We start from the raw sequence: 23,814 nt of genomic DNA on the forward strand, positions 1-23,814 counted from the left end.
ACAGGAAGCCTTCCAGCGAGCCCTGACCGAAGGTGTTGCTTCAACGAATTGACACCGCCCGTTTCATCTTGCTTTCTGCAGGTCGCGGCCCCTGGTGCTACAGCCGGAGATCTTGTAACCGTGTCCCGCCATCCTCGTTGACCGAACATGATGACGGGTGTGGCGGCTGAGCAGATAGCCGGGTGGGACGCGGAACTGACGGCGTTGAAGGGTTCGTTGGGGAGGTTGTTCAACCGCCCTGAGCCACGGGTGGTGTTCGCGCAGTACGTCGAGGGGCTGCTGGCGGAGCTGCCGAAGAAGAACGGCTGGACGCTGTCGGAGCGGGCCGGACACGTGACCCCGGACCGGATGCAGTGGCTGCTGAACGGCTCGGTCTGGGACGCCGACCTGCTGCGCGACGCGGTCCGCGACTACGTGGTTCAGGACCTCGGCGACCGGGACGCGTCGTTGGTGATCGACGACACCCAGGCGCAGAAGAAGAGCACCAAGCCGGTCGGAGTGGTATTCCAGCACGGGTGCGGTTTCCTCTCGGGGAAGATCCTGATCAAGCGGTGAGGTCGAGTTCCTCCTGTTCGGGGGCTGGGTAGAGGCGTTCGTGTTCCCGGTCGAGGTGGAAGCGCCAGTAGGCGTCGAAGTCGCCGTTGTCGGTCGGGGCGCGGAGTTTGAGGACGGCTTCTGTGCCGGGAAGTCTCCAGAGGGCGCCGGTGATGTCGAGGCGGTCGCCGACCAGGTGGCGGCAGGCCCCTTCGATGGCCCCCGTGGCGATCGGCCAGCCCTTCTCCAGTGCGGTGTCGTAGTTCAGCTGGCCGAGGTGGCCGGTGAGGTAGCGGACGCAGGCGTCGACGCCCTCACGTTTCCTGGCGGATAAGTGTTCGCGGTCGGTCTGGGCGGCCATCTCGGCGGCGGCGCGGGCGGCCTGGCCGTGCAGGATGGTGGTGAGGTGACCGGCGACCCAGGCTTCGGCGGCCGCTTCGCCGGACTGGTGGAAGGAGTGGGCCGCACCCCAGGCGTACTCGGTGACGTGCACGAAGTCGAGCAGGACGTGCACGTCGATGCCGCGCCGGGCGGCCTCGCTGTGAAGGAGGTCGAGCTGGTGGCGGGCGCCGTCGACGAGGACGACCCAGTCGCGCCGGTGGGCGGGGTCGCGGGCTTCGGCCTGATCTTCGGCCTGCTCGAAGGCGTCAGCGATCACTCCCCCAGAGGGTGTGCCCTCGGCTCGGGCGGGTGGACCAGGGAGGCGGTCAGCCACTTGCGCTTGGCCTTCGGCCCGGTGCGCACGTCGCGCTCCAATGGCGAGTTGGTGTTCGCCGAGCCGCAGGCTCTGGCCAAGCGCGACTGAGTGGGTGGTCGGCACCTGTGGAGTCAAACTGATCCAATCGCGGCAACGCGCGTGTCGGCGTGACCGGCTGCCGCCGCGATGGGCGACTGGAGCCGCCGCACTGCTTCCAGATGGTCGCCGGTCCAGATGATGCGGATGCCGGTCCCCGCCGCCCGCCCGTCCGCATCACGCAGGTCCCGGCGGACCGCCTCGACCAGCCGGGCGTTGTGCTCCCGGTCGGACTCCAGAGGCTCCGGCACCGGCCCTTCGCTCTCCAGCCCCTCGGCCAGGGTCTCGTACCACCGGAAGACCCGTTCCGCCATGACCAGCAGCTCCCTCTGCGCGGCGGCGCGGTCCTCGAGCGGTCGGCCGCTCGGGGCCCGCCGCCACAGCTCCAGGACCGCGTCGGCGGCCAGACGGAGCCCTACGACACCGGTGATCAGAGTCGTCGTCTCGCACAACGAGACGTCCTTTGCTCCGCGCTCGGCCAGATAGGTCCTGAAGGCGTCGTCCAGTCGGCGCGCCGCGGCCGCCGCCCGGCGGCCCTCCTGCGGGCGCTCGATGGTTTCGGGCCTGAAAGTACAGCAGGACACCGCATAGCCCACTGCCCCGAGCACATAGCGCGCGCTGTCGACATACGCCTCCGCCAACACCCTGGCGAGGGCGGCGGACGCGCCGCGCGGCCAGAAGAGTAGGCCGACGACCAGGCTCACCGCACAGCCGAGCGCGATGTCCTCGATACGGAACAGGATGACCGACAGGTCCGCTGGCTGGGCGATGTCGAACAGGATGACCAGGGTAAGCGTGAAGGCCGCCTGCCCGGCGGCGAACGAGATCGCGGCCGGGACGACGCCCGCGGCCATCACTGCGACGGGCAGCAGGATCCACAGCACGGTCGTGTTGTGTCCGATGAGCTGGAGCAGACCGGCGCCCAGGATCGAGCCGACCAGGGTGCCGCCGAGGGCGCGGAAGACGTTCTGCCCGGTGCTGAGAGCGTTGGAACGCAGCACCGACAGGATGCCCAGCGTGATCCAGAAGCCGTGCTGGACGCCGGTCACGTCGGCCAGTGCGATGCCGATGCCCAGGCCGATGGCGCCGCGGATGCTGTTGTGCAGCCATATGGAGTGCGGCTCGACATGTGCGGCGGCGCGTTCCGTGGCGCTGGTCAGGCGACTGGTCGGGGATCCGGGCTCGCGGCCGAGCAGGCGGTCCGGCCAGCTGCGGTGATCGGCGGTCCGGGCGATGTCGACGTTCCGGGCGATCTGCAGGACGACGAAGGCCACCTCCTGAGCCCGGAAGGTAACGTCGAGGCTGTCGACCAAGGTGTCGAGGCCACGCCTGCCACCGGAGCCGCCGTCCGGCATCGGCAGCCGGTTGACTGCCCCGTCCTCCAGCGCGGTCAATGCATGACGGAGCTCCTCCACCCCGGCGCGCAGGCGGTCCGGCGTGATGCGCGGATCATCGAGCATTTCCGCCGCCAGTTCCAGTACGGCGGCAGCGGCCCTGCGCACCACTGAGGACTGCCGGGTGCCCGTCGAACCGTCCTCGACGGCGGGGGCGGCCTCCGCGAGGATCGCGCTCAGCCAGGTCAGCTCGTCGATCAGGCGGGCCAGTGCCCGGGACCCGGTGGACAGGCTGGTGGGCCGGTAGGGGGTGGCGGTGAACGCCTGCCGCAGCTTCTGTGTGCTCGACCTGGTCTCCTGGGCGCAGGCACGGCACTCTCCGAAGGCGGGGCCTGCGGCACGGCCCGTGAAGTAGTCCGCATCGGTGCGCAACTGCACCGCCGCAGCTCGGCAGACCCGAGCCGCCGGCGCGCTGAGCGGATCGGCCTGCGCCCTCGCCCACAACAGCCAGACCGCGATCACGGACGTCCCGGCCGCCAGCACCACGCCGATCAGCCGGTCGGGCAGCTGGGCCAGGGAAGCGGGCGAAGATACCGGCAGGATGAACGCCAACAGCAGCGACGTCGTGGCGCCGGCCAGGACCGAGCTGACCACGCCCGAGAAGAGCACGACGAAGCCCACCACCAGCGTTGCAGCAGTCGCGATCCAGACCGACCGCGACGCGAGGGTGCCCAGTGAGACCAGCACCAGCCAGGCCGTGCCGAGCGCCGCATGCGCGCGCAGCCGCTGCACCACGGGGCCGGTGTATTCGACCAGCAAGAGCATCGCGAACGCGCCGAACGCGGCGAAGGTGCCCATGACCGGCGCGTGGAAGACCTGGGTGCACAGCGCGAAGAGGGACGGCATCACCACCGCGGTCCTGGCCGCCCTCCGCATGGCGGCGAGGCCCGGATCCCGGCGGCGCAACCACGCGGTGAACTGACGCATCTGAATCATCGCAATCCGCCTCGGTGAGGTGGTGGCACGGCAACTGAGCAGTGTCTTCCATCCATCCTGAGCCGCGATGTGCCGCAGTAGGGCGAGAACCTCGGGGAGACGCCACAGGCAGCGGCCACGGAGTGTCCGTCTTGATGGACGGACAGGGCGCCGTCGGCAGAGTCGTAAATGAGACGGGTGCCGTTGTCGGCCGTCTGCTCGACTTTGCAGCGGGTCGTGATCTTGGTGCGGGGTGCTCTGTGCCGCTGCGGTTTCCCAGGCGTGGATGACCGCCGCGATTTCCTCGCGGCTGGGTTGACCTGCGAGGTTGCGAATATGGCGGGCGGTGATGATCGTCCGGTGGAGCTTGACGACCATGTCGCTGAACGCCGGGGTCGTCTTGGTCGTGTACCACGGCTGGTGTGTCCGGCGGTCGGTGCTCTCGACTTTGCGGCGAATCGCGATCATGAGCCGTTATCGACTCATCACGCAGGGTGCAAGTCTGGGTATTCAGGTACGAATCTTACCTTGACGCCGACTCGCCGTGTCGGATCGCGCAAGGCGTTGACTTGCATGATCACGATGTGCCGCAAAGTCGAGCGATGATGTAGGCGGGGTGGTGTCCGTGGGCGGTGCACCAGAGCACGACGATGGTGTAGACGGCGAGGCCGAAGGGTACGGTGCGCTCGACCGCGCGTCGGGGGCGATTGCGGGCCTGACCGACACCGAGGTCACCGCGCATGTGCTCGAAGACCGACTTGATCGGCCAGCGGGCGCCGTACCGTTCGACCAGGTCGTCAGTGGTGCTGATGTGGTCGGTGCCGACCAGCGCGAGGTCGTACGGGTTGGTCGAGTCCAGGTCGCGGACCGGCACGAGGCGCACGGGGAGGTCCTTGAAGGCGCCCTACCACAGGCACTCCAGCTCGGTGATCCACACGAACTCGGTGCGTCCGTAGCGTTCCACGACGGTCAGACGCCAGTTCGCCGCCTTGGTGATGGTGGTCAGCGAGCCGAGTGCGGCGCCCTTCTTGCGAGGCCGGCCGCGCTTGTTCGTCCGGGGCGGGATGGGCTCGCACAGGGCGGCGTTGCGTGACAGCCGGGTGGTGAAGGTGACGGTTCCGGGCAGGTCGGCGACCTTGCCGGAGTGGTAGGCGGCGTCGCCGGTGACGTGGAGGGTGCGGTTGGGGAAGAGTGCGGCCAGGTCGTGGACCATCTCCAGGGCCAGGTCGGTGCGGGAGGCGGTGTCCTTGCCCCGCCACAGCCGGGCGGCCACCGGCAGCGCGATCGGCTTGGTCAGGAACGGCAGGCGGACCACGACCGCACAGATGACCCAGGTGTTGCCGAACCCGAGCTTGCCCTTACCCCGCCCGGAGCCGTCGTGCGCCCACAGCACCCCGACCCCGAGGACCTTCTTCCCGACCCGGTGCAGCGCCGACTTGGGTGAGGTGCCTGTCGCGTTCGTCTCCACTACCGGCGAGGGGGACATCCGGGCTGATGACCTTCAGTCGTGGGTTACGGAGCAACTCAGCCGTATGTACGTGCCTGCTGAGGTTCATGTCCTCGATCAGCTTCCCATGAACAGGTTGGGCAAGATCGGCCGAAAGAGCCTGAAGACACTCGCCGACGCAGGAGCCTGAAGACCTGGCCCGGGGATGCGATCACGCCCGTCGTCTCTCCACCCGGAACAACGCGGACATTACCCAACAGGTTCGAACCCTGTTGAGGCACTCACTGCAGCGGGGCGCGTGCTGAGCGTCTCTGGGCCGAGCTTGCGGCATTCCCATACGCGTCGACCTGGGGTACACACGCTGAGCGTGGACCTTCGACCGCGTTACCCTTGCCGAAAACCTGTCCGCGCAGGTCATGTGGCATGTTCGTACTCGTGGAGAATCCCGCCGGGACGATCGCGTCGTATGGGCGGCTGACTGCCGGGCGGGGGCGAACCGGGCTCGCGGTCTCGGGGTGTTCAGGGTCGGCCTTCGGCCGTAGCGCGCGAGAGCAGAGGAACAAGACCTCGGCCCAGGGGGGCAGCTGTGAACGTCGGTGTGCAACGCGGAGCGATCGCTGCCGTGCAAGTGCTCGGTCTCGCTGTGTGGTTCTCCATGTCGGCGGTGGTGCCCAGTCTGCGGAACGACTGGGGGCTCACGGCCGGCGGCGCGGTATGGCTGACGGCCTCCGTGCAGTTCGGCTTCGTCGCCGGGGCCGTGGCCTCGACCGCCCTGAACCTGGCGGACCGCGTCCCGCCCCAGCGCCTGCTCGCCGCCAGCGCCGCGGCAGCCGCGGCCTGCACCGTGGTGCTGGCCCTGTGCGCCGACCGGCCGGCCGTCGCCGTCCCGCTCCGTTTGATGACCGGGATGTTCCTGGCCGGGGTCTACCCCACCGGCATGAAGCTCATGGCCTCCTGGTCCGGCAGCGCCGGACGGGGCAGGACCATGGGCGTCCTCATCGCCGCCCTCACCCTTGGCTCCACTCTTCCCCATCTCATCGCCGGCGTGGGCTCGCTGCCCTGGCGCGGTGTTCTGCTCGCCGCAGCAGCAGCCGGGCTCCTGGGCTCGGTCATTTCACTGGCCCTCGTCCGGCTCGGCCCCCACGCAGCGCCGGCCGCACCCGCCCGCAACCCCCGGTACGCGCTGACCATGTTCACCGAACGCGGGCCGCGCCTGGCCAATCTCGGCTACTTCGGACACATGTGGGAGCTCTACGCCCTGTGGACCTGGATCCCGTCCTTCCTGCTGGCGGCCTCTGACGCGAGGGGAATCCCGGGCTCGGTGGGGATCACGGTGTTCCTCACCATGGGGATCGGCGGGGCAGCCGGTTGCCTGCTCGGCGGCTGGGGGGCGGATCGCTTCGGCCGTTCTCCCGCCGCCCTGGCAGCACTTCTTCTCAGCGGCCTGTGCTGCCTGCTCTCCCCGTTCTTCTTCCACGCTCCGCCGCTGCTTCTGTTCGCCTTCTGCACGCTGTGGGGTGCTGCTGTGATCGCGGACTCAGGGGTGTTCTCGACATCGTTGAGCGAGGTAGCCGACCACCGCTACATCGGGACGGCTCTGACCGGCCAGACCGCGATCGGGTTCGCCTTCACCGTCATCAGCATCCAGCTCACCCCCCTCCTGGCCGAGGCCATCGGCTGGCATTACGCCTTCCTCCTCCTGGCGCCAGGCCCCCTTGCCGGCGCCCTCGCCATGCGCGCCTTCGGCAAAGGCGCCGCCCCCGTCACAGTTCCGCAGGGCAACTCCTGAGGGCCGGCGACCATGCGCCAGCCGCACACGGAGGCAGGGTGCGTGGCCCAAAGAACCGACAGCGTGCGCGGTCGTCAGTCGGCTGGGGCTCGCAGGAGCCGACCCCTGGTGCTCTCGGGAAGCACTCGCCGCAGGACCGGTGCGGTGGAGCTGAGGGAGGCGGCAAACGCGGCGACGAGGTCGTGCGGCACGCTGGCGGCGAACGACGCGGCCCACAAGCAGGGTGCGCCCATCAACGGCTCAGGAGCCGTCCTCTTTCCGGGCGGATGGCCGCTGGTGTTCGAACGGCGGTATGGAACCGGTGAGTTGGCCGCTGCGCGCGCATATAGGAAGGGCCTCCTGGTAGCACGCGGGTGTCGAATCCGTCGGCACCACAGGAGGCCCTGTGTCGCAGTTGTACGTGACCGAGCCTGCGGATTCCAGTTGGTCCACCCGGGGGTGAGGCTGTCTCGCCCACCGGTTCGGGAACGCGGCCGACCATCCCGGCCGACGGCCCCGTTACGGCAGCGACATGACCGACGCGGAATGGGCGGTGGTGCGGGTCGCGCTTCCGGCGTCGGCGTGGACGGACGGCCGGGGCGGTCGCCCGGAAAGCCACTGCCACCGCCAGATGCTGGATGCTGGATGCTGGATGCGATCCGGTACCTGGTCGACAACGGCGTGAAGTGGCGGAACCTGCCCGCGGACTTCCCGCCCCGGAAACGCGTGTACGCGTCCTTCCGTCGCTGGCGGGACGACCAGCTGATCCGCGAACTCCACGACCGGCTGCGGGAGCGGGTGCGGAAGACGGAGGGCCGGAACACCGAGCCGACCGCGGCCGTGATCGACTCACAGTCGGTGAAGGCCGACGCCACCGTCAGGAACGACACACGGCTTCGACGGCGACAAGAAGATCAATAGGCGTAAACGGCACCTGATCGTGGGCTGCCTCGGACTGCTGCTGTCGGTGCTGGTCACACCGGCGGCCACCACCGACCGGGACGCTGCCACCGCGATGCTGCCCGCCCTGCGCAAAGGCTTCCGGAAACTGCGGCTGGTCTGGGCCGACAGCGGCTGCACCGGCCACCTCGTCGACTGGGCCGCCCGCACCCTCGGACTCACCCTCGAAGTGGTCAAGCACAGCGACGACCTGCGCGGATTCCGTGTCCTGCCGCGCAGGTGGGTCGTGGAAAGGAGTCTGGCGTGGCTGATGCGTTCCCGCCGCCTGGCCCGCGACTACGAAGCGCACACCCCAGCAGCGAGGCGCTGATCCTGTGGTCCATGACCATGCTCATGAGCCGCCTCCTGGCCCGCCGCACCGCCACTACGCCGCGGCGGCAGCCGGCCCAGGCCCGGATATTGCCGGCAGTGTGAACAGACCAGGCCGCTCCTCACGGAGCCGGCCCCGTTCCACCAGCCGCTTCAACCTGCCCCGCGCACCCTCGACCCTTGAGGCGACAGCCGTGTCCCAGCCCAGGTGCACGGCCACCTGCCTCGCCGTCAGGCCCGTCCCGTCCAAGCTGTCGAAAGCCTCCATGATCCACCGGTAATCCCGTCCCAGGACCTTCATCGACACCCCGCTCTCCCTACAGGCCACCGGCCTGCGAGGCTCCCGCCCCGGCGCCGACCCCGCCTTCTCCACCGCAATCGGCCCGCTGGGCGCGGCCACGGCGGGCGCCTCCTGCTCGGCCAGCGCCTCGAGATCCTGCTCCAGCCCGATCGCCCGGTGCCGCAGTATTTCCTCCTCCTCCGCGAGAGCGTCCGCCACCCGCTCCGTTTCAGCCCGAAGTTCCTCCACCCTCACCAACGCGGCCCTTTCACGGCCCTCCAGCACTGCCCGCATCGACGGCATCCACGACCTTCGCACCCGCCAGGACGAACACGACGGAACCAGCCTGTCCCAGCACCGCAGACATCACACCTGACCTGCGGGAACCCGCACATCAGATTCGGAAAGAGGACGGCTTCTTGAGGACCCCGGCCGCAGCAACCGCTTTCGTCTCGGCGGACCGGCGTAGCATCCACCCTGCAGTAGTCACTGAGCGATCTCACGGCAGTGCCGGCTCCGGGTTCACCGAGGTCTTCGGCAAGGGCACTCCCTGGGGAGAACCTGGAGAGAATCTGCGCTGCCGGGGAGCCTGTGGGGAGGATCGACTGTGTAACACGGCATAACACCGAAAGACGCTGAAAGACTCATCCACGCAGGTCAGCTACTCCTCTGACCACATCACCGCAGGTCCGCTCCCCCAAGTGGACAACTTCATAACGTAGGTGCCGAGGTCGTCGGCCTCGATCAGTCCCGGCAGCGAGCCGCCCTCGCGCAGGGGCGTGATGTAACGGGTCGCGATCACTTCCTTGAGCATCGCCCCAGGCTACTGACGGCGCATCACCGCATGTCACAGACGGCTTGGCAGGGGGGCGGCACCCCGACAGGGAAACGACAGCTGTGGCTGGCGCCCGTTTGACCGTGCGCGGGTCAAGCTTGGCAGTACCTGAACAGCACGGCCCCGCTGAGCGTACCTCTCCTCAGATCACGCAACCCCCCGGAAGGGAAACACGCGTATGACCAGCGCATCGCATCAGCTCGCATCAGGACCGGCCCGCCGAACCGTCGTGGCTGCGGCCGGAGTGGCGGGCCTCGCCGTCGCGCTGACCGCCTGCGGAGGCTCCGACGAGTCCTCCGGCTCGTCCGCGGACTCCACCGCCCCCAGCGGCTCCCCGGACAGCGACAGCGAAGCGAGCACAAACGAAGCGAACACAGACGCCAACGCGGCAGCCAGTAACGCGCTCGCCTCGATCGCCGACATCCCCGAGGGCGGCGGGAAGGTCTTCGCCGACAGCAAGGTGGTGGTCACCCAGCCTACGGCGGGCGAGTTCAAGGCGTTCTCGGCGACCTGCACCCACCAGGGGTGCGCGGTGAAGAGCGTCGCCGACGGGGTCATCAACTGCCCGTGTCACAACAGCAGCTTCTCGATCGCCGACGGCAGTGTGCAGAGCGGTCCGGCGACCAAGCCGCTGCCTGCCATGGAGATCACCGTCAGCGGGGACTCGATCACGCTCGCGTGATCCGTCGGCGCCGGACCGTACAGCACTGACGGCCTATAAGGGCCGGCACATCGTCGGTGGTCGCGAGAGTGGCGATCACCGCGAGGGTGCAGTCGACGGGCGCCCCCGCGATGGCGTCCGTCGGCGACGGCGGGGATCATCTGGGCACCTCCTCGTGGGCTACGTCGACCAGCAGGCCGATGTCGTCGAGGGCACCGGAGGTGCGGGCCGCCTCGGCGAGTCGGGACATTGCTCCGACGGTTCCGACGACGCCCTCCTGTCCGACGACGCCCTCCTGGCACTCGCCGGTGAGGAGCACGGTGGTCGACGGGTCGGGCGGATCGCCAAGTCCTTTGCACGACGACACGGTTCACCCTGGTCGTCGACGGCCGGACGGGTGAGGTGGGCCGCCCTTGCACGAAGAAGGATGACGACTCGTCCTTTTTTGACGTGATGTCAGAGGATCCCTCTGGCACGACGTGAGAGAAGAGAGGGCCGCATGACTGCCACGCAGCGCCGGGGCCGGAAGATCATGATGACGCCGGGCGAACTGGACGACTTCCTCACCGCTCAACGCACCTGCCGGGTCGCCACGGTGTCGGCCGACGGCGCGCCGCATGTGAGCACGCTCTGGTTCGCCTGGGACGGCACCTCGCTGTGGCTGTACTCCGTGGTGCGTTCCAAGCGCTGGGCGGACCTGCGCCGAGATCAGCGGGTTGCGATCGTGGTGGACACCGGCGAGGAGTACGACGAGTTGTGCGGTGCGGAACTGTCCGGGCGGGTGGAGTTCGTGGGCGAGATACCGCGCACCGGCGAACTCCGCGCCGAACTCGACTTCCCTGAGACGCTGTTCGCGCGCAAGAACTTCAACCTGGACGAAATGCCGCACGACGGCCGGCACGCCTGGATGCGGCTGACCCCGGAGAAGATCGTCTCCTGGGACTTCCGAAAGCTGGGCGCGCGGTAGCGAGCGGGTCGTGGGGGCGGTCCGGCATCGAACCCAGCCGTGTCACCGTGGAGGCGTTCGAAGGCTGCACCAGCGGTTGGTCCACCAGGCCAAGGCACTTGCCGGCCATCGACCACGCCTGGCACTGCGGTCCCCTGTCACGTATTGCGCGTTGAGATTCCATCTCCTCCAAATACTGCCCCCTCGGGTGTTCGTCGAGGTCGAGCGGGCGGTGGATCTGGTCTGGGACGGGAACGTCCTCCCAGCCGGCGGACGGTTCCTTCGGCGAATTCGGTCATGAACCTGACGAAGATGCCCTCCTGCTCGAAGAACGCCACTTGACCCGAGTCGGTCTCGGCGCGGGTGCTGTCGGCGAGCACGGCGTGCAGGGCGCGGCTGCGCCCCACCGGGGCCGCGAGGTCCTGGGCGCAGCCGATGGCGAGGGTGGGGACCTGAATGCGGGAAGCATCGGGCGGGGGTCCACCTGGAGGTCGTAGGCGATGCGCCTCAGTCGGCACCCCGACCGACTGAGGCGCAAGGCGCCCGCACCGGCTCCCGCGCGGGCTTGTGATCGAAGGAGCCGGTCGAAATTTTGCATGATCATGCATAACGATGCATACTCTTCCCATGTCCAAGGTTCTCACCTCACTGCCCACTGGCGAGCGTGTCGGCATCGCCTTCTCCGGCGGCCTCGACACCTCGGTCGCCGTCGCATGGATGCGCGACAAGGGTGCCGTCCCGTGCACCTACACCGCCGACATCGGCCAGTACGACGAGCCCGACATCGCTTCGGTGCCCGGCCGCGCAAAGACGTACGGTGCCGAGATCGCGCGCTTGGTCGACTGCCGTGCGGCCCTGGTCGAGGAGGGCCTGGCCGCGCTCGCCTGCGGCGCCTTCCACATCCGCTCGGGCGGGCGCGCCTACTTCAACACCACTCCGCTCGGCCGCGCCGTCACCGGCACCCTGCTGGTTCGGGCGATGCTCGAGGACGACGTACAGATCTGGGGCGACGGTTCGACGTTCAAGGGCAACGACATCGAGCGGTTCTACCGCTACGGCCTGCTCGCCAACCCCCACCTGCGCATCTACAAGCCCTGGCTGGACGCGGACTTCGTCTCCGAGCTCGGCGGCCGCAAGGAGATGTCGGAGTGGCTGCTCGCCCACGGGCTGCCCTACCGCGACAGCACCGAGAAGGCGTACTCGACCGACGCCAACATCTGGGGCGCCACCCACGAGGCCAAGACCCTGGAGCACCTGGACACGGGTGTCGAGACCGTGGACCCGATCATGGGTGTGCGGTTCTGGGACCCCGAGGTGGAGATCCCCACCGAGGATGTGACGATCGGCTTCGACCAGGGCCGCCCGGTGACGATCGACGGCAAGGAGTTCGCCTCCCCGGTCGACCTGGTGATGGAGGCGAACGCGATCGGCGGCCGCCACGGCATGGGCATGTCGGACCAGATCGAGAACCGGATCATCGAGGCCAAGAGCCGCGGCATCTACGAGGCGCCCGGCATGGCACTGCTGCACACGGCGTACGAACGCCTCGTCAACGCGATCCACAACGAGGACACCCTCGCCCAGTACCACAACGAGGGACGGCGCCTCGGCCGGCTGATGTACGAGGGCCGCTGGCTGGACCCGCAGGCGCTGATGGTGCGCGAGTCGCTGCAGCGCTGGGTCGGCTCGGCGGTCACCGGCGAGGTGACGCTGCGGCTGCGGCGCGGTGAGGACTACTCGATCCTCGACACCACCGGCCCGGCCTTCAGCTACCACCCGGACAAGCTATCGATGGAGCGCACCGAGGACTCGGCGTTCGGCCCGGTGGACCGGATCGGCCAGCTCACCATGCGCAACCTCGACATCGCCGACTCGCGCGCCAGGCTCGAGCAGTACGCGGGCCTCGGCATGGTCGGCACCGGCCAGGCCGCACTCGTCGGTGCCGCCCAGGCGGCCTCGACCGGGCTGATCGGCGCGATGCCGCAGGGCGGTGCCGAGGCCATTGCCTCGCGTGGCGAGGTCTCCGGCGACGAGGAGATGCTCGACCGCGCCGCGATGGAATTCGGCACCGACTGAGCACATCGCCTCAGAGCCACAGGTCTTGTGTGCAGATCACGGCCGGTCTGCACACAAGACCGAGCTGTCCCAGCCCGCGACCTCGGCCACGGCATCGTTCTCGGCAACCGGTCCGTCGACCTCCTCGCCCGCGTCCAGTCCAGCCGGGCCAAGGAGCACGTCCGCGAGTTCGACACGGTCCTGGCCCTCTGGCGTCGCGAGCAGGCCGTCCGCGAGTTCATCCATCGCAACCGCACCGAGCTCGGTGTCACCGCGTGAGTCACGTCCGTGGCGCCCAGTCTCGACCCGGCCCGTTCAGCCGCAAGGCCGGGTCGGCGGCACCCGCACCCGGGCATCGGGAGCGGTCGGTTCGGCCCGCAGTCGCCGGTTCTCCACCGACAGTCGGTGCACGGCTCTGACGAGCGTCTCACGGTCGGTCCGGAGCAGGGCGATCTCGGCTTTGTCGCTCTCCCGAAGCTCTTTGAACTCGACGGTCCGCTGCCGCAGCCGTCTCTCGCTGTCCCGCACCTGCCCCGGGCCCGGGCCTTGTGGTGTCGGTCACCGGAGTCCGCAGCGGGCCGGGCCCCGGCCGGTGTCGCCGTGCGGGTAGCACGGCACGTGCCCGTACGAGCGAGGCAGTCCTATGTCTCCGCCTCGCCGACCAGCCGGCCCCGACTGCCCTCGGCGAAGCCGCCCGCCCTCCCCCTTGCCGCTGGGTGACGGTGGGACAGCGCGGGCCGGTGGGGCCGGGTGGCGGCCTGGTAGGCGGCGCGCAGGTGCTCGGCGGCTGCCCCCGCGGCCGGCCTGCGCCATCCCGGCGCCCCGAGCGCCGAAGCCACCAGTCCCAGGGGACCAGGCGCTGCTGTCCGACCCCGCGCTGACCGGGACGCCCCCGCAGCAACCGGACGTCCGGAGCCAGACCCTGGCCCCGGACGGTGATGGCCCGCGCAGCCGCCCGCCCCGGCTCGCTTTCGACGAACAGCTCCCGGCCACCGTGCTCCACCTGCGAGTTTCCCCGGTCGCGGGACCGCTCGCCCTGCTGTTTGGCAGTAGCCGGACCGTTGTGCACCACACCCTGCTGAAGATTAGGAGGCTGTTCGAGGCACACGGCATCGGCTTCCCCCGTCACCCACCCCGTCCGCGGCCCTCGTAACCCTCCAGGGCCGGGTCATCGCCCTCACCAACGACCCCAGCGAGATCAAGACAGCATGTTGATGATCTGCAAGCCCATGGGGAGCCCCGGCCGGCCGCCGACTCCGGCACGTACTTGTGGAGAGCCGTACGGGAGACCTCCAGCGGCGGAGAACCTGTGGATGCCGATTCGAGTACATAGATGGCTTCTACAACTTTCGCCGCATCCGGAAACCGCTCGGCTATCCCAGCCCGATCGAGTGCGAGGAGAAGCACTACGCCGACCAGGCAGCGGCCGAACCAGTGAACTTGAAACCACGTCAACCCGCCCTGACCAGCCAGTCAGCCACACCCGCGCAGCGGGGGAGCCCCAGGTCAGCAGCGACGATAATCTTATATTCCGGCTATTTCGGGCATGGTGTCCCATGCTGGGTCGTGCTGCGTCCAGCCCCACCCGCGGCCGCCCCGGTCAGGGGTGGGGGAGTGTGCGACCGACCGGAGAGCCATGTTCAGTCAGGAACACAATCGCCAGACCTCTCAACCCCGCCGCGCCGTACTCGCCGCCGGGATCGCCGCCGCGGGATCCGGCCTGCTCGCCGCCTGCTCGGACGGCACACCGGACCGGAACCGCCACGAGGACGCCGCGGGCGCCGCGCCCGCGCGATCCGCCCCTCCGCGGGACGGCACACAGGCACCGCCCGCAGAGAATCCGAGCCGCGAAGGACCGGCACGAGGGCTGATCCTCACGGCTACTCCCAGCACAGTCGACCTGGGGGGCGGACACACCGTCAGGACGTGGACGTACAACGACGAGCTGCCAGGCCGCGAGGTCCGTGTCACCGCAGGTGACACGCTCAAAGTGACCCTGAACAACCATCTGCCGGAAGCCACCACGGTTCACTGGCACGGCGTCGCCGTCCGCAACGACATGGACGGCGTGCCGAACGTGACACAGCGGCCGATCACAGCGGGCACATCGTTCACGTACCGCTTCCACGTCCCGTACCCCGGCACCTACTGGCTCCACCCGCACCTGGGCCTGCAACTCGACAGCGGTCTCTATGCACCACTGATCGTGGACGACCCCAATGAGCCCCTCTCCTACGACCGGGAGTGGGTCATCGTCCTCGACGACTGGATCGACGGGGTGAACGGCTCGACTCCACAGGACGTGTTCGCGCGGCTCCGCAAGGGCAAACCCGCAATGGGGCACGGCTCGAGTCACGACGACGACCATGACGCCCGCGGCGAGCGAGAGCGTGATGACTCATTTTCCCGCCCCCGCGGCGAGCGAGAGCGTGATGACTCATTTTCCCGCCCCCGCGGCGAGCGAGAGCGTGATGACTCACCTTCCCGCCCCCGCGGCGAGCGAGAGCGTGATGACTCACCTTCCCGCCCCCGCGGAGGGATCGACGCCGGGTACGGGCCGCCCCAGGCCCATGTGCCGGGTCGCGGGGACGACGCCCCTTCGGCGCCGCCGCACGACGGTAAGGGCACCTACCGGCTGTTGAAGGGTGCCTTCAGCGAACTACTTGGCGGTCACGCGGGCAGTATCGGCTACCCGTACTACCTGGTCAACGGGCGGACCTCGGCCGACCCCACGCAGTTCAAGGCCAAGCCCGGCGAACGCATCCGGCTACGCATCATCAACGCGGCCGCTGAGACGCCGTTCCGGGTCGCGCTCGGGGGCCACCAGCTCACCGTCACCCACAGCGACGGCTTCCCCGTACAGCACCACAAGGTCGACTCGGTGCTCCTGGGCATGGCCGAGCGGTACGACGCGCTCATCACCGTGAAGAGCGGGGTCTTCCCGTTCATTGCGCTCGCCGAGGGCAAAGGCGGAGCGGCGATGGCCGTCCTGCGCGCGGGCAGCGGCGCTACGCCGAAGCCCTCCGCGCGTCCGGCGGAGCTGAACCGGAACGTGCTGGCTTCGGCCCGGCGGCTACAGCCGCACGAATCCGTGGCCCTGGACCGGCGCAAACCCGACCGTCACATCAGACTCACCCTGACCGGCGATATGAAGAGATTCAACTGGGGCATCGACCACAGGCCCTACTCGCCGGACCGGATTCACAGGATTGAACGTGGTGAGCGGGTGCGGTTGGTCGTCATCAATGCCACGCACATGTGGCATCCCGTCCATCTGCACGGCCACACCTACGGCCTGGCCGGCATCGACTCTCCCGGCGCCCGCAAGGACACGACCGTGGTGCTGCCGTACCACAGGTTGGTAGCCGATTTCGACGCGGACAACCCGGGACTGTGGATGCTGCACTGTCACAACGTCTACCACTCGGAGTCCGGAATGATGACGACGCTCGGCTACTGATAGCCACGCGGCTGCCCCGTGAGGGGAAGGCGCGTCACCGGGCGAGGTGGATGCCGGCCCCCTGACACCTCCACTCGGCTGCGGAGGCTGGACGGGCACGGCTTCCGCCCCGTGCATCGGCTTCGGCCGCTCGGGCGCGGGGCGGGCTTGCCCAGGCGTGTGCTGCCGGCGTCGCCGCTCGGGGCAGAGCCTGCCAATGGCGCCGGCGCCCAACTGTTGCCGCTTCAACTCGCGGCAGCGGGTAGCGGGGGTGAGGCGCCGCCTTGGGTGCGGCAGGACACCAGCCGCCTGCCTCGACCACCGCTGCCGCCACCAGTGGCCCACCACAGCCGACCCGCACCTGTTCGTCCACTTCCGCGCCGCCACGGCAACAGCACACGTCGGCCACCGCTGGATCAACCTGCAGCTCGGACCCCGCCTCACCACCCACGCGCCGCGCAACGACCGTTTCCTGTACGAAGCACTCGCTACCGACGGCGACGCCAAACGACTGGGCGACCGGTTCGGACTCAACACCCGCGCCACCCAGCGCTGCACCAAGAGCCTCGAGCATCCCGGCCTGCGCCACCAGCGGCCCGGCACCCGGCACCCGGCACCACTCTTCACCGGCGTCCGCCGCTGACGTGGCCGGCACGCCACGGCCGACCGCTCCTGGCAACCCGTGAGCCCCGGCCTGAAGCCCGCGCCCGGGCAGCCGACTCGCCGCACGATCCCGCGGGAGACGTGAGCAGCGCGCCGATCGTCGTCCACCGGCCCTTCCGCACCGGCGACCGGGCGGTCACCGTGCACAGTGACGGCCGGGACGAGATCCTCGACACCGTCTACAGCGACCACGACCTGGCTAGGCGTACGTCCTCGGCTCCCCCGCCTCCGGCCCGATCGCCGCGTCGATGGCCTCGCTCAGGGGCCCGATGTCGTCCGCGGTGAGCGTCGACACGGTGACGCGGATGCCGGGCGGGGCGCCCATTCGGAAGCGGGCGCCGGGCGCCACCGCCCAACCCGCGTGCAGCAGCCGCGCGACGGCGCCGGTCTCGTCCGGCACGGGCACCCACACGTTCATGCCGCTGCGCCCGTGCGCCGTGATCCCCTGGCGGGCCAGTGCCCCGATGAGGGCGTCCCGGCGCCGCCCGTACTGCGCCGCCACCGCCACCGGGTCCACCGCGCCGCCGGTCCACAGGCGGAGCACCGCGCGCTGGAGCGTGCGGCTGACCCAGCCCGGCCCGAGCCGCTGCCGTCCGCGGACCCGGTCGAGGGTGACCGCGTCCCCGGTGAGCACGGCGAGCCGCAGGTCGGGGCCGTACGCCTTGGCCGCCGAGCGGACGAAGGCCCAGCTGCGGGTGGGGCCGGCGAGGGGGTGCAGGGGGAGGTCGACGATGTGATGCCCGTGGTCGTCCTCGATCAGCAGCGTCTCCGGGTGGTCCGCAAGCACCGCCCGCAAGGCCCGCGCGCGCGCCGCGCTCAGTGCGGCACCGGTCGGGTTCTGCGCCCGGTCCGTGACGATCAGCGCGCGTGCCCCGCCGGTCAGGGCCCGCCGTACGTCGTCGGGGAGCGGCCCCTCGTCGTCGACGCCGATCGGCACGGTCCGCAGGCCGAGCGCCGGCACGAGGTCCAGCACGCTGCCCCATCCGGGGTCCTCCACGGCCACCGCGTCGCCCTGCCTGAGGTGGGCCGCGAGCACCCGCTCCATCGCGTCGAGGGCGCCGGAGGTCACGGTGACGGGGCCGTCGGGGACGCCGTCGGCGTCCAGCCCGGCGCGGGCGAACCGGGCCAGCCCGGGCTCCACGGGTTCGTGCCCGTAGAGCACCGGTTCCCGGTCGCCCTGTTCGGCCGCGGCAGCGAAGGCCTCGGCCAGCGGAGGCAGCAGCGCGGGGTCGGGGTTGCTGTCGGAGAGGTCCCGTACGCCCCGCGGGACCTCTACCCGGACGGCGTCGCGCGCCGTGGTGGCCGGTTTGGACCGCACCCGGCTCCCCCGACGGCCCGCGGTCTCGATCACCCCTCGCTCGCGCAGGGTCCGGTACGCGGACGCGACGGTATTGGGGTTCACCCCGAGTTGGTCCGCCAACTCCCTCATGGGTGGCAGCAGTTCGCCCGGCCGGAGCGCCCCTTCACCCACCGCGCCCTCGATACTCGCCGAAATCTCCGCAGCACGCCGACCTGTGATCCGATAATCTCCTAGCACAAAGCCAATTATGCACTAGTGCAATGGAGAACACCATGTCAGTGCCCCAGCCGCAGCAGCCCGCCGACACCGCCCCTTACCGGCCCACCGAGCGCACTGTCCCCACCCGCTCCCCGGACCGTGCCGCGTACGACAGGGACCTGGTGCACGCGATTCTCGACGAGGGCTACGTCTGCCACCTCGGTTTCGTCCGCGACGACGCCCCTGTGGTGCTGCCCACGCTGTACGCCCGGGTCGCCGAGCGTCTCTACGTGCACGGTTCGACGGGCTCGCGCCCGCTGCGCGCGGCGGGCCTGGCCGACCCCGGGCTGCCGGTCTGCCTGACCGTCACCCACGTGGACGGGCTGGTGCTGGCCCGCTCGGCGTTCCACCACTCGCTCAACTACCGCTCCGTGGTGGTGCACGGCCTCGCGTACGACGTGACCGACCCCGAGGAGAAGCGGCAGGCACTGGACGCCCTCGTCGACCACGTCGTCCCCGGCCGCGCCGCCGACTCCCGCCCGGCGAACAAGAAGGAGCTGGCCGCCACGGCGGTGATCCGCCTCGATCTGACCGAGGTCTCCGCCAAGCTCCGCACCGGCGGCGTGAACGACGAGCCGGAGGACCTCGCCCTCCCCCACTGGGCCGGCGTCGTCCCCTTGACCCGCACGTACGGCACCCCGCTCGCGGACCCCGCCCTGCCCACCGGAACGGAACCGCCGGAGTACCTGGCGGCCCTGTGACGCGACGCCGCCGCCCCGGAAGGGGCGCGCCGGACGTCGTCACCGGGCCGCGGCTGTCGAGGACAGGTGCAGGCCCCTCCCGCGGGAGGGGCCTGCACCGTCACGCCGGCGCCGCATCCCCCTCCGCCCGCCCGGTCCGCGCGCCCCGCGCCTCGTCGACCGCGAGCCCCGCGACCGAGCCGAGCATCAGCAGGGTGCCGGCCAGCATGGCAGGGGTGAGTCGCTCGCCGAGCAGGGCGACGGCGAGCACCGCCGCGCTCACCGGCTCGAGAAGCATGATCACGGACACGGTGGCCGACCGTACGACTGCCGCGCCCGCGAAGTACAGGCCGTAGGCGAGAGCCGTCGGGACCGCGGCGACGTACGCCAGGAGGCACAGCAGCAGAGCGGGATCGCCGGTGTGCGGCACCAGTCCCTCGACCACGGCGAACGGCAGCAGCAGCACGCTGGTGACGGCGAACGCCCCGACGGTCGTGCCGGAGGCATCCAGCCCACCGTCCCGCCCCCACCACCGGGTGAGCAGTGTCATCGCCGAGTAGCCGGCCGCGGACAGGAGCGCGAGCAGGATGCCCCACGGGTCCGCGGTCGTCCCCCCGCCGCCGAGGACGAGCACGGCGAGCCCGGCGAGCGCCCCCACGACGGCGGCGGCCCCGCCCCGGCCGAGCCGCTCCCCCAGGAACAGTCGCGCGCCGAGCGCGATCAGCACGGGCCCGGCGCCGAGGGTGACGACGGTGGCCACGGCGAGTCCCGTGGCGGCGACGGCCGCGAAGTAGGCCGTCTGGAACACGGCGAGCCCCACCCCGGTGGCCACGGCCCGCCGCACCCGGGGGCCCGGCGCCTCGGTCACGACGGTCCGGCCGCGCGGGACCAGCATCCGGGCGCCGAGCAGCAGCGCCAGGCCGGTCGCGCAGCGCCAGAAGGAGAGGGCGACCGGTCCCATGTCACTGGTCCGGTAGACCAGTGACGCGGCGGCGCCCGCGGTGCCCCAGGCGGCGCCGGCGACGATCAGATAGAGCAGGCCTCGCCCGACGGGCAGGCCGGAGACGGTGTTCGACACGTGTTCTCTCCGCAGGTACACACAGATACGCGCGCGTACGCACCACTCGCAGGGGTGCGTGCGCTGCGCGAAAGGCCGGACGGGGGTCCCGGATCAGGGCCGGATGGAACCGGTCCCGCGGGACCCGCGGACTGCGTCTGCGGGCGGCACCACGACGCCCGGCGGCAGCGCGCCGGGCGCGGGGAGCTCAGGGCCCGCCTCGGACGGCGGGCGGCGGAAGGACAAGTGCGCGCGCATGCATGATCAGCACCCTAGGTCGGCGTTCCCGGTGTGGACAACTCCCTTTCGGCTCCCCCACTCGCCACCGGGCGGTCGGGGCTTCGAACCGGTGCCGAGGACTGGGCGATGAACGCGCCCGCCAGCACCACCGCGCCGCCGATGATCTGCGGTGCCGACAGGTGCTCACCGAGCAGGACCCAGGCCAGCACAGTGGCGATGACCGCTTCGAGGCAGGCCACCACCCCGGCGACCTGCGGCGAGAGCCTGCGCACGGAGAGCACTCCGGTGCCGTACGCGGCGACCGTGGCGACGAGAACGATCCAGGCGAGCAGCACGAAGGCCGCGACCGGGGTGCCGTCCATGCGCGCACTGCCCGCGAGCACCGACCAGTCCATGGACCACGGGCGGGCGACGACGGTGAGGACGGCGGCACCCACGAGCAGACCGTAGGCGATCACACCGAGCGGGTCCGGCGCCCGGTCGCCGTGGTCGCTGCCCTGGTCGGAGAGGACGAAGTAGCCGACCTGACAGCAGGCGGCGCCGAGCGCGAGCAGCAACCCGACCACATCGACGCCGAGGCCCGACCACACCTCCACGACACAGGCCAGTCCGCCCACCGCCAGCACCACGCCGACCGCCGCCGCCCGGGTCACCGGCCGCCGCTGCACGAACCGCACCCAGCCGAGGACGAGCGCGGGCGCCAGGTACTCGACGAGCAGCGCGACGCCGACGGGGATACGGGAAATGGCGGCGAAGTAGAAGGCCTGGACGCCGGCTACGGCGAACAGCCCGAACCCGGCCAGCAGCGCAGGATGGCTGCGCAGGAGCCCCCGATGGCGCACGGCCGGCGGCAGCATGACCAGGGCCGCGCCCGCCACCCTCAGCCACACGACGTGCAGCGGGTCCAGACCCGCCTCGATCAGCGGCTTGGCGGCGACTCCCGATCCGCCGAAGGCCACCGCGGACAGGAGCGCGAGACCGAGCCCGACGCCCTTCCCACGGGTGCTTTGGGCGTTCCGGGTGCTGGCAGAGGTAGGCACCGGCACATGATGCCAGGTGCCGACAGGAGCGTCACCCCCTATGACACCTGTCTCACGGGCTGGACCGCGAGGCGCGACGATCCGGCGACGGGAAGGAACCCACTGACCGGCGGGGAGCCACCCGGCCCTCACCACGCTCTCAGCCTCTCAGTGAGCGGGGTCGCCGGCCCATGCCTCGAGTCGGGCGAACAGGTCGCGGGGGTCGATGGCGGCGTGCTCGAGCACCTCCACCGCCCGCGCCCGCGGGTCCACGATGATCGCCGCGAGCAGGTCCACACCGCGCGCGGGCCCGCCATGACGTGCGGCACGTTCGCAGGCGTACTCCAGGCCGGCCGCCGCCAGCGGCGAGAACCCGGCGGCCCGCACCACCACCGGGGCGGAGCCGGAGTCCTCGACGGCGCTCTGCCAGCGCAGGCCGTAGCCGATGCTGCGCTGGACCAGGTAGCCGAGCAGCCGGGCGGTCCGCGGCCCCTCACCGAGGACCGCGCGCACCTCGATGTCGGACTCCAGCAGCGAGTGCAGCAGATGGGCGGTGTCGATCTGGCGATCCGCGTCCCTGACCGCCCTGCGGCGGGCACCGCTGACCACCGCCGCCAGCTCCACACTGAGTCCGGCACCGTCTTCCGCGCGGTGAACGCTTTGTTTCTGGGCCTTGCCGGCCGACGGCCGGGGGGTACGGTGTCGCACGCCTTCCACCACATCAGCCCCGCGGGTCCGGGGCATCCCCGACGGGGAGCATCTTCCCGTCCCACGGGAAGTGGACACGCCGGGCCGCAATCTCCTCCTTGGGAAGGAGAATCAGCCCCGCTTCCCTCTCGGGGCCCACCGCGCCACCACATGCCTGACGATTCATCCCTATGAATGCTGCGACCCTCGGGGCCACCTTCCGCGCCATCCGCAGCCCGAGTCGAAGAGGTGGCCACATGACCGAAGTCAGCGCGGAGGCGCACCTCGGGGCACCCGCCGAGAAGGCGTGGGCACGCCTCACGGACTGGTCCGCGTACGGCGAGCGGAACGCCACCCCACGGACTCCCCCGCGGGCGGCCCGGCACCCCTCGCCGTGGGCGCGACCTTCCGGGAGAACATGCGGCTGACGGGCTTCACGGCGGAGGCCGAACGGACCGTCGAGGAACTCGACCCGGCCCGCGTGCCCGCCATCCGCGGCCCGGGTCCGATGACGGTCGGCGTCACCACCCGCTACCCCCTGGCACCCGAGGGCCCCGCCGCAACCGTCCGCATCGACGGCACGTTCTCGGGGGGGGGCCGCCGTGTCCTTGATGGCGGGCAGGCTCAAGGACTCGGCCACGGCGGCGCCATAGGAGTCGCCGCGCACACCCGACGGCCTGGTGACCCGACCCGACCCAACCCGGTCCGGCCGGTCTGCCCATCCACCGCGCAAAACCACCCACCACGGACGCAGCACGCAGACACGCAGACACGACAGTGCCCCGCGGATCACTCCACGGGGCACCATGTTCGCGTCGGCCGACCGCCCGGCACCGGATCTCCGCCCTCGGCACTCAACCTCAGTCGTCGTTGGCGAGGATGAGATAGAGCTTCTTTCGGGCTTCGTTGACGACGGCGAGCGCCTTCTCGCGCTGCTCCTTGCTACCGGTCTTCCAGACCTGCCCGAAGGCCTCCATCAGGCCGAACCCGGCCTGCCGGATCTCGCCCAGCGCCTCCCAGTCGACCCCACGAGAGGCCTCCTCCCAAGGCGCCTCGGGGCCTTCCTCGGCCGCAGTGCGACCGGTGTCGGTGAGCGCGAACAGCTTCTTGCCACCCTCGGACTCACTGACGATCAGCCCCTCGTCCTCCAGCAGTTGGAGGGTGGGGTACACCGAGCCGGGGCTGGGCTTCCACGCCCCGCCGCTGCGCTCGGCGATCTCCTGGATCATCTCGTAGCCGTGCATCGGCCGTTCCTTCAGCAGGGCGAGGATCGATGCCCGTACGTCGCCGCGCCGCGCCCTCCCCCTGGGCCCGCCACGCCCTCGTCCGCCCCAGGGGCCGTGCCCGAAGCCCGGGCCGAAGCCGGGACCCCCGGGACCGCCCGGCCCGCCGGGACCGAAGGGCCCGAACGCGGCCCGCAGCCTGTCGAAGTCGCCCCGGCCGCCCCTCGGACCACCATGACCATGTCCATGCTCGAAACCATGGGTATGCATCGCAACCACTCTCCATTCCATCGCTGACCGGAAAACTCAACGGTCAGATGGGTATGGCGGGGTAGCCCCTCGGCGGTGATG

23 protein-coding genes and 5 pseudogenes are annotated in these 23,814 nt (G+C 70.5%); 14 read left to right on the forward strand and 14 right to left on the reverse strand.

Annotated features, from left to right (window positions below):
* The first annotated feature begins 159 nt into the window (after window positions 1-159).
* Complete coding sequence (locus ACFP2V_RS34315; RefSeq protein WP_381219231.1) at window positions 160-555, forward strand: transposase; 396 nt, start codon at window positions 160-162, stop codon at window positions 553-555.
* Here ACFP2V_RS34315 and ACFP2V_RS34320 read toward each other — a convergent pair.
* The 4 genes and pseudogenes from ACFP2V_RS34320 to ACFP2V_RS34335 all read right to left on the reverse strand — a co-directional run.
* A pseudogene (locus ACFP2V_RS34320) lies at window positions 545-1,284 on the reverse strand (ISKra4 family transposase); the annotation flags it as partial. The gene ACFP2V_RS34315 and the pseudogene ACFP2V_RS34320 overlap by 11 nt on opposite strands.
* Window positions 1,285-1,362: 78 nt before the next feature.
* A complete protein-coding gene (locus ACFP2V_RS34325; protein ID WP_381219233.1) occupies window positions 1,363-3,648 on the reverse strand; it encodes an FUSC family protein in 2,286 nt (761 codons plus the stop codon).
* A gap of 565 nt (window positions 3,649-4,213) precedes the next feature.
* Window positions 4,214-4,519 carry a hypothetical protein gene (locus tag ACFP2V_RS34330; RefSeq protein WP_381219235.1) on the reverse strand — a complete coding sequence of 102 codons (306 nt, stop codon included), beginning with the start codon at window positions 4,517-4,519 and terminating at the stop codon, window positions 4,214-4,216.
* Between the two features lie 21 nt (window positions 4,520-4,540).
* Window positions 4,541-5,122, reverse strand: a complete 582-nt coding sequence (locus ACFP2V_RS34335) for a transposase (RefSeq protein WP_381219237.1) — start codon at window positions 5,120-5,122, stop codon at window positions 4,541-4,543.
* Between ACFP2V_RS34335 and ACFP2V_RS34340 the strand changes: the two genes are divergently transcribed.
* Together ACFP2V_RS34340 and ACFP2V_RS34345 are read left to right on the forward strand one after the other, a co-directional pair.
* Window positions 5,082-5,273 carry an AMP-binding enzyme gene (locus tag ACFP2V_RS34340; protein ID WP_381219239.1) on the forward strand — a complete coding sequence of 64 codons (192 nt, stop codon included), beginning with the start codon at window positions 5,082-5,084 and terminating at the stop codon, window positions 5,271-5,273. The two genes, ACFP2V_RS34335 and ACFP2V_RS34340, sit on opposite strands and share 41 nt — an antisense overlap.
* A gap of 432 nt (window positions 5,274-5,705) precedes the next feature.
* Window positions 5,706-6,872 (forward strand): MFS transporter, encoded by a 1,167-nt coding sequence (locus ACFP2V_RS34345; protein ID WP_381219241.1) that lies wholly within the window; start codon window positions 5,706-5,708, stop codon window positions 6,870-6,872.
* Between the two features lie 74 nt (window positions 6,873-6,946).
* Here the strand turns inward: ACFP2V_RS34345 and ACFP2V_RS34350 are convergent.
* Window positions 6,947-7,114, reverse strand: a pseudogene (locus ACFP2V_RS34350) (SPDY domain-containing protein); the annotation flags it as partial.
* A 382-nt stretch (window positions 7,115-7,496) separates the two neighbouring features.
* Here ACFP2V_RS34350 and ACFP2V_RS34355 point away from each other — a divergent pair.
* Both ACFP2V_RS34355 and ACFP2V_RS34360 read left to right on the forward strand, forming a co-directional pair.
* Window positions 7,497-7,772, forward strand: coding sequence for a transposase (locus ACFP2V_RS34355; protein ID WP_381219243.1), 276 nt, complete (start codon window positions 7,497-7,499; stop codon window positions 7,770-7,772).
* Window positions 7,773-7,791: 19 nt separating this feature from the next.
* Window positions 7,792-8,121: a transposase gene (locus ACFP2V_RS34360; protein ID WP_381219245.1), complete on the forward strand. Its 330-nt coding sequence runs from the start codon at window positions 7,792-7,794 to the stop codon at window positions 8,119-8,121.
* 54 nt (window positions 8,122-8,175) lie between these two features.
* On the opposite strand, the gene ACFP2V_RS34365 is transcribed toward ACFP2V_RS34360, so the two are convergent.
* Together ACFP2V_RS34365 and ACFP2V_RS34370 are read right to left on the reverse strand one after the other, a co-directional pair.
* Window positions 8,176-8,619, reverse strand: a complete 444-nt coding sequence (locus ACFP2V_RS34365) for an arginase family protein (protein ID WP_381219247.1) — start codon at window positions 8,617-8,619, stop codon at window positions 8,176-8,178.
* Window positions 8,620-9,067: 448 nt separating this feature from the next.
* Window positions 9,068-9,214 (reverse strand): annotated as a pseudogene (locus ACFP2V_RS34370) (HipA family kinase); the annotation flags it as partial.
* Window positions 9,215-9,413: 199 nt separating this feature from the next.
* Here ACFP2V_RS34370 and ACFP2V_RS34375 point away from each other — a divergent pair.
* Window positions 9,414-9,917: a Rieske (2Fe-2S) protein gene (locus ACFP2V_RS34375; RefSeq protein ID WP_381219249.1), complete on the forward strand. Its 504-nt coding sequence runs from the start codon at window positions 9,414-9,416 to the stop codon at window positions 9,915-9,917.
* Window positions 9,918-10,053: 136 nt separating this feature from the next.
* On the opposite strand, the gene ACFP2V_RS34380 is transcribed toward ACFP2V_RS34375, so the two are convergent.
* Window positions 10,054-10,263, reverse strand: coding sequence for a hypothetical protein (locus ACFP2V_RS34380; protein ID WP_381219251.1), 210 nt, complete (start codon window positions 10,261-10,263; stop codon window positions 10,054-10,056).
* 132 nt (window positions 10,264-10,395) lie between these two features.
* Here ACFP2V_RS34380 and ACFP2V_RS34385 point away from each other — a divergent pair, with 132 nt between their 5' ends.
* From ACFP2V_RS34385 to ACFP2V_RS34395, 3 genes are all read left to right on the forward strand, one after another.
* Window positions 10,396-10,863 carry a pyridoxamine 5'-phosphate oxidase family protein gene (locus tag ACFP2V_RS34385; RefSeq protein WP_381219253.1) on the forward strand — a complete coding sequence of 156 codons (468 nt, stop codon included), beginning with the start codon at window positions 10,396-10,398 and terminating at the stop codon, window positions 10,861-10,863.
* Window positions 10,864-11,469: 606 nt separating this feature from the next.
* Window positions 11,470-12,918, forward strand: coding sequence for an argininosuccinate synthase (argG, locus tag ACFP2V_RS34390; RefSeq protein ID WP_381219254.1), 1,449 nt, complete (start codon window positions 11,470-11,472; stop codon window positions 12,916-12,918).
* A 27-nt stretch (window positions 12,919-12,945) separates the two neighbouring features.
* Window positions 12,946-13,176, forward strand: coding sequence for a hypothetical protein (locus ACFP2V_RS34395; protein WP_381219256.1), 231 nt, complete (start codon window positions 12,946-12,948; stop codon window positions 13,174-13,176).
* A gap of 362 nt (window positions 13,177-13,538) precedes the next feature.
* On the opposite strand, the gene ACFP2V_RS34400 is transcribed toward ACFP2V_RS34395, so the two are convergent.
* Entirely contained in the window at window positions 13,539-13,736 is a 198-nt protein-coding gene (locus ACFP2V_RS34400; RefSeq protein WP_381219258.1) for a hypothetical protein, read from the reverse strand.
* Between ACFP2V_RS34400 and ACFP2V_RS38790 the strand changes: the two are divergent.
* The 3 genes and pseudogenes from ACFP2V_RS38790 to ACFP2V_RS34410 all read left to right on the forward strand — a co-directional run.
* A pseudogene (locus ACFP2V_RS38790) lies at window positions 13,691-14,112 on the forward strand (ISAzo13 family transposase); the annotation flags it as partial. The gene ACFP2V_RS34400 and the pseudogene ACFP2V_RS38790 overlap by 46 nt on opposite strands.
* Window positions 14,113-14,533: 421 nt before the next feature.
* Window positions 14,534-16,357, forward strand: coding sequence for a multicopper oxidase family protein (locus tag ACFP2V_RS34405; RefSeq protein ID WP_381219260.1), 1,824 nt, complete (start codon window positions 14,534-14,536; stop codon window positions 16,355-16,357).
* Window positions 16,358-16,607: 250 nt separating this feature from the next.
* Window positions 16,608-16,979: a hypothetical protein gene (locus ACFP2V_RS34410; RefSeq protein WP_381219262.1), complete on the forward strand. Its 372-nt coding sequence runs from the start codon at window positions 16,608-16,610 to the stop codon at window positions 16,977-16,979.
* A 219-nt stretch (window positions 16,980-17,198) separates the two neighbouring features.
* Here ACFP2V_RS34410 and ACFP2V_RS34415 read toward each other — a convergent pair whose 3' ends face one another.
* The gene (locus ACFP2V_RS34415) at window positions 17,199-18,536 is read right to left on the reverse strand and encodes an aminotransferase class I/II-fold pyridoxal phosphate-dependent enzyme (RefSeq protein ID WP_381219263.1); all 1,338 of its coding nucleotides are present in this window, start codon (window positions 18,534-18,536) and stop codon (window positions 17,199-17,201) included.
* Window positions 18,537-18,571: 35 nt separating this feature from the next.
* Between ACFP2V_RS34415 and ACFP2V_RS34420 the strand changes: the two genes are divergently transcribed.
* A complete protein-coding gene (locus ACFP2V_RS34420; protein WP_381219265.1) occupies window positions 18,572-19,258 on the forward strand; it encodes a pyridoxamine 5'-phosphate oxidase family protein in 687 nt (228 codons plus the stop codon).
* A 100-nt stretch (window positions 19,259-19,358) separates the two neighbouring features.
* Here ACFP2V_RS34420 and ACFP2V_RS34425 read toward each other — a convergent pair whose 3' ends face one another.
* From ACFP2V_RS34425 to ACFP2V_RS34435, 3 genes are all read right to left on the reverse strand, one after another.
* Window positions 19,359-20,315, reverse strand: coding sequence for a DMT family transporter (locus tag ACFP2V_RS34425; protein WP_381219267.1), 957 nt, complete (start codon window positions 20,313-20,315; stop codon window positions 19,359-19,361).
* 251 nt (window positions 20,316-20,566) lie between these two features.
* Window positions 20,567-21,580, reverse strand: coding sequence for an EamA family transporter (locus tag ACFP2V_RS34430; RefSeq protein ID WP_381219269.1), 1,014 nt, complete (start codon window positions 21,578-21,580; stop codon window positions 20,567-20,569).
* 141 nt (window positions 21,581-21,721) lie between these two features.
* Window positions 21,722-22,261 (reverse strand): Clp protease N-terminal domain-containing protein, encoded by a 540-nt coding sequence (locus tag ACFP2V_RS34435; RefSeq protein ID WP_381219271.1) that lies wholly within the window; start codon window positions 22,259-22,261, stop codon window positions 21,722-21,724.
* 236 nt (window positions 22,262-22,497) lie between these two features.
* Between ACFP2V_RS34435 and ACFP2V_RS34440 the strand changes: the two are divergent.
* Window positions 22,498-22,893 (forward strand): annotated as a pseudogene (locus ACFP2V_RS34440) (SRPBCC family protein).
* Window positions 22,894-23,100: 207 nt separating this feature from the next.
* On the opposite strand, the gene ACFP2V_RS34445 reads toward ACFP2V_RS34440, so the two are convergent.
* Window positions 23,101-23,733 carry a PadR family transcriptional regulator gene (locus ACFP2V_RS34445; RefSeq protein ID WP_381219273.1) on the reverse strand — a complete coding sequence of 211 codons (633 nt, stop codon included), beginning with the start codon at window positions 23,731-23,733 and terminating at the stop codon, window positions 23,101-23,103.
* Window positions 23,734-23,814: the final 81 nt, after the last annotated feature.

This window comes from Streptomyces incanus (assembly GCF_042656345.1).
Taxonomy (GTDB): domain Bacteria; phylum Actinomycetota; class Actinomycetes; order Streptomycetales; family Streptomycetaceae; genus Streptomyces; species Streptomyces incanus.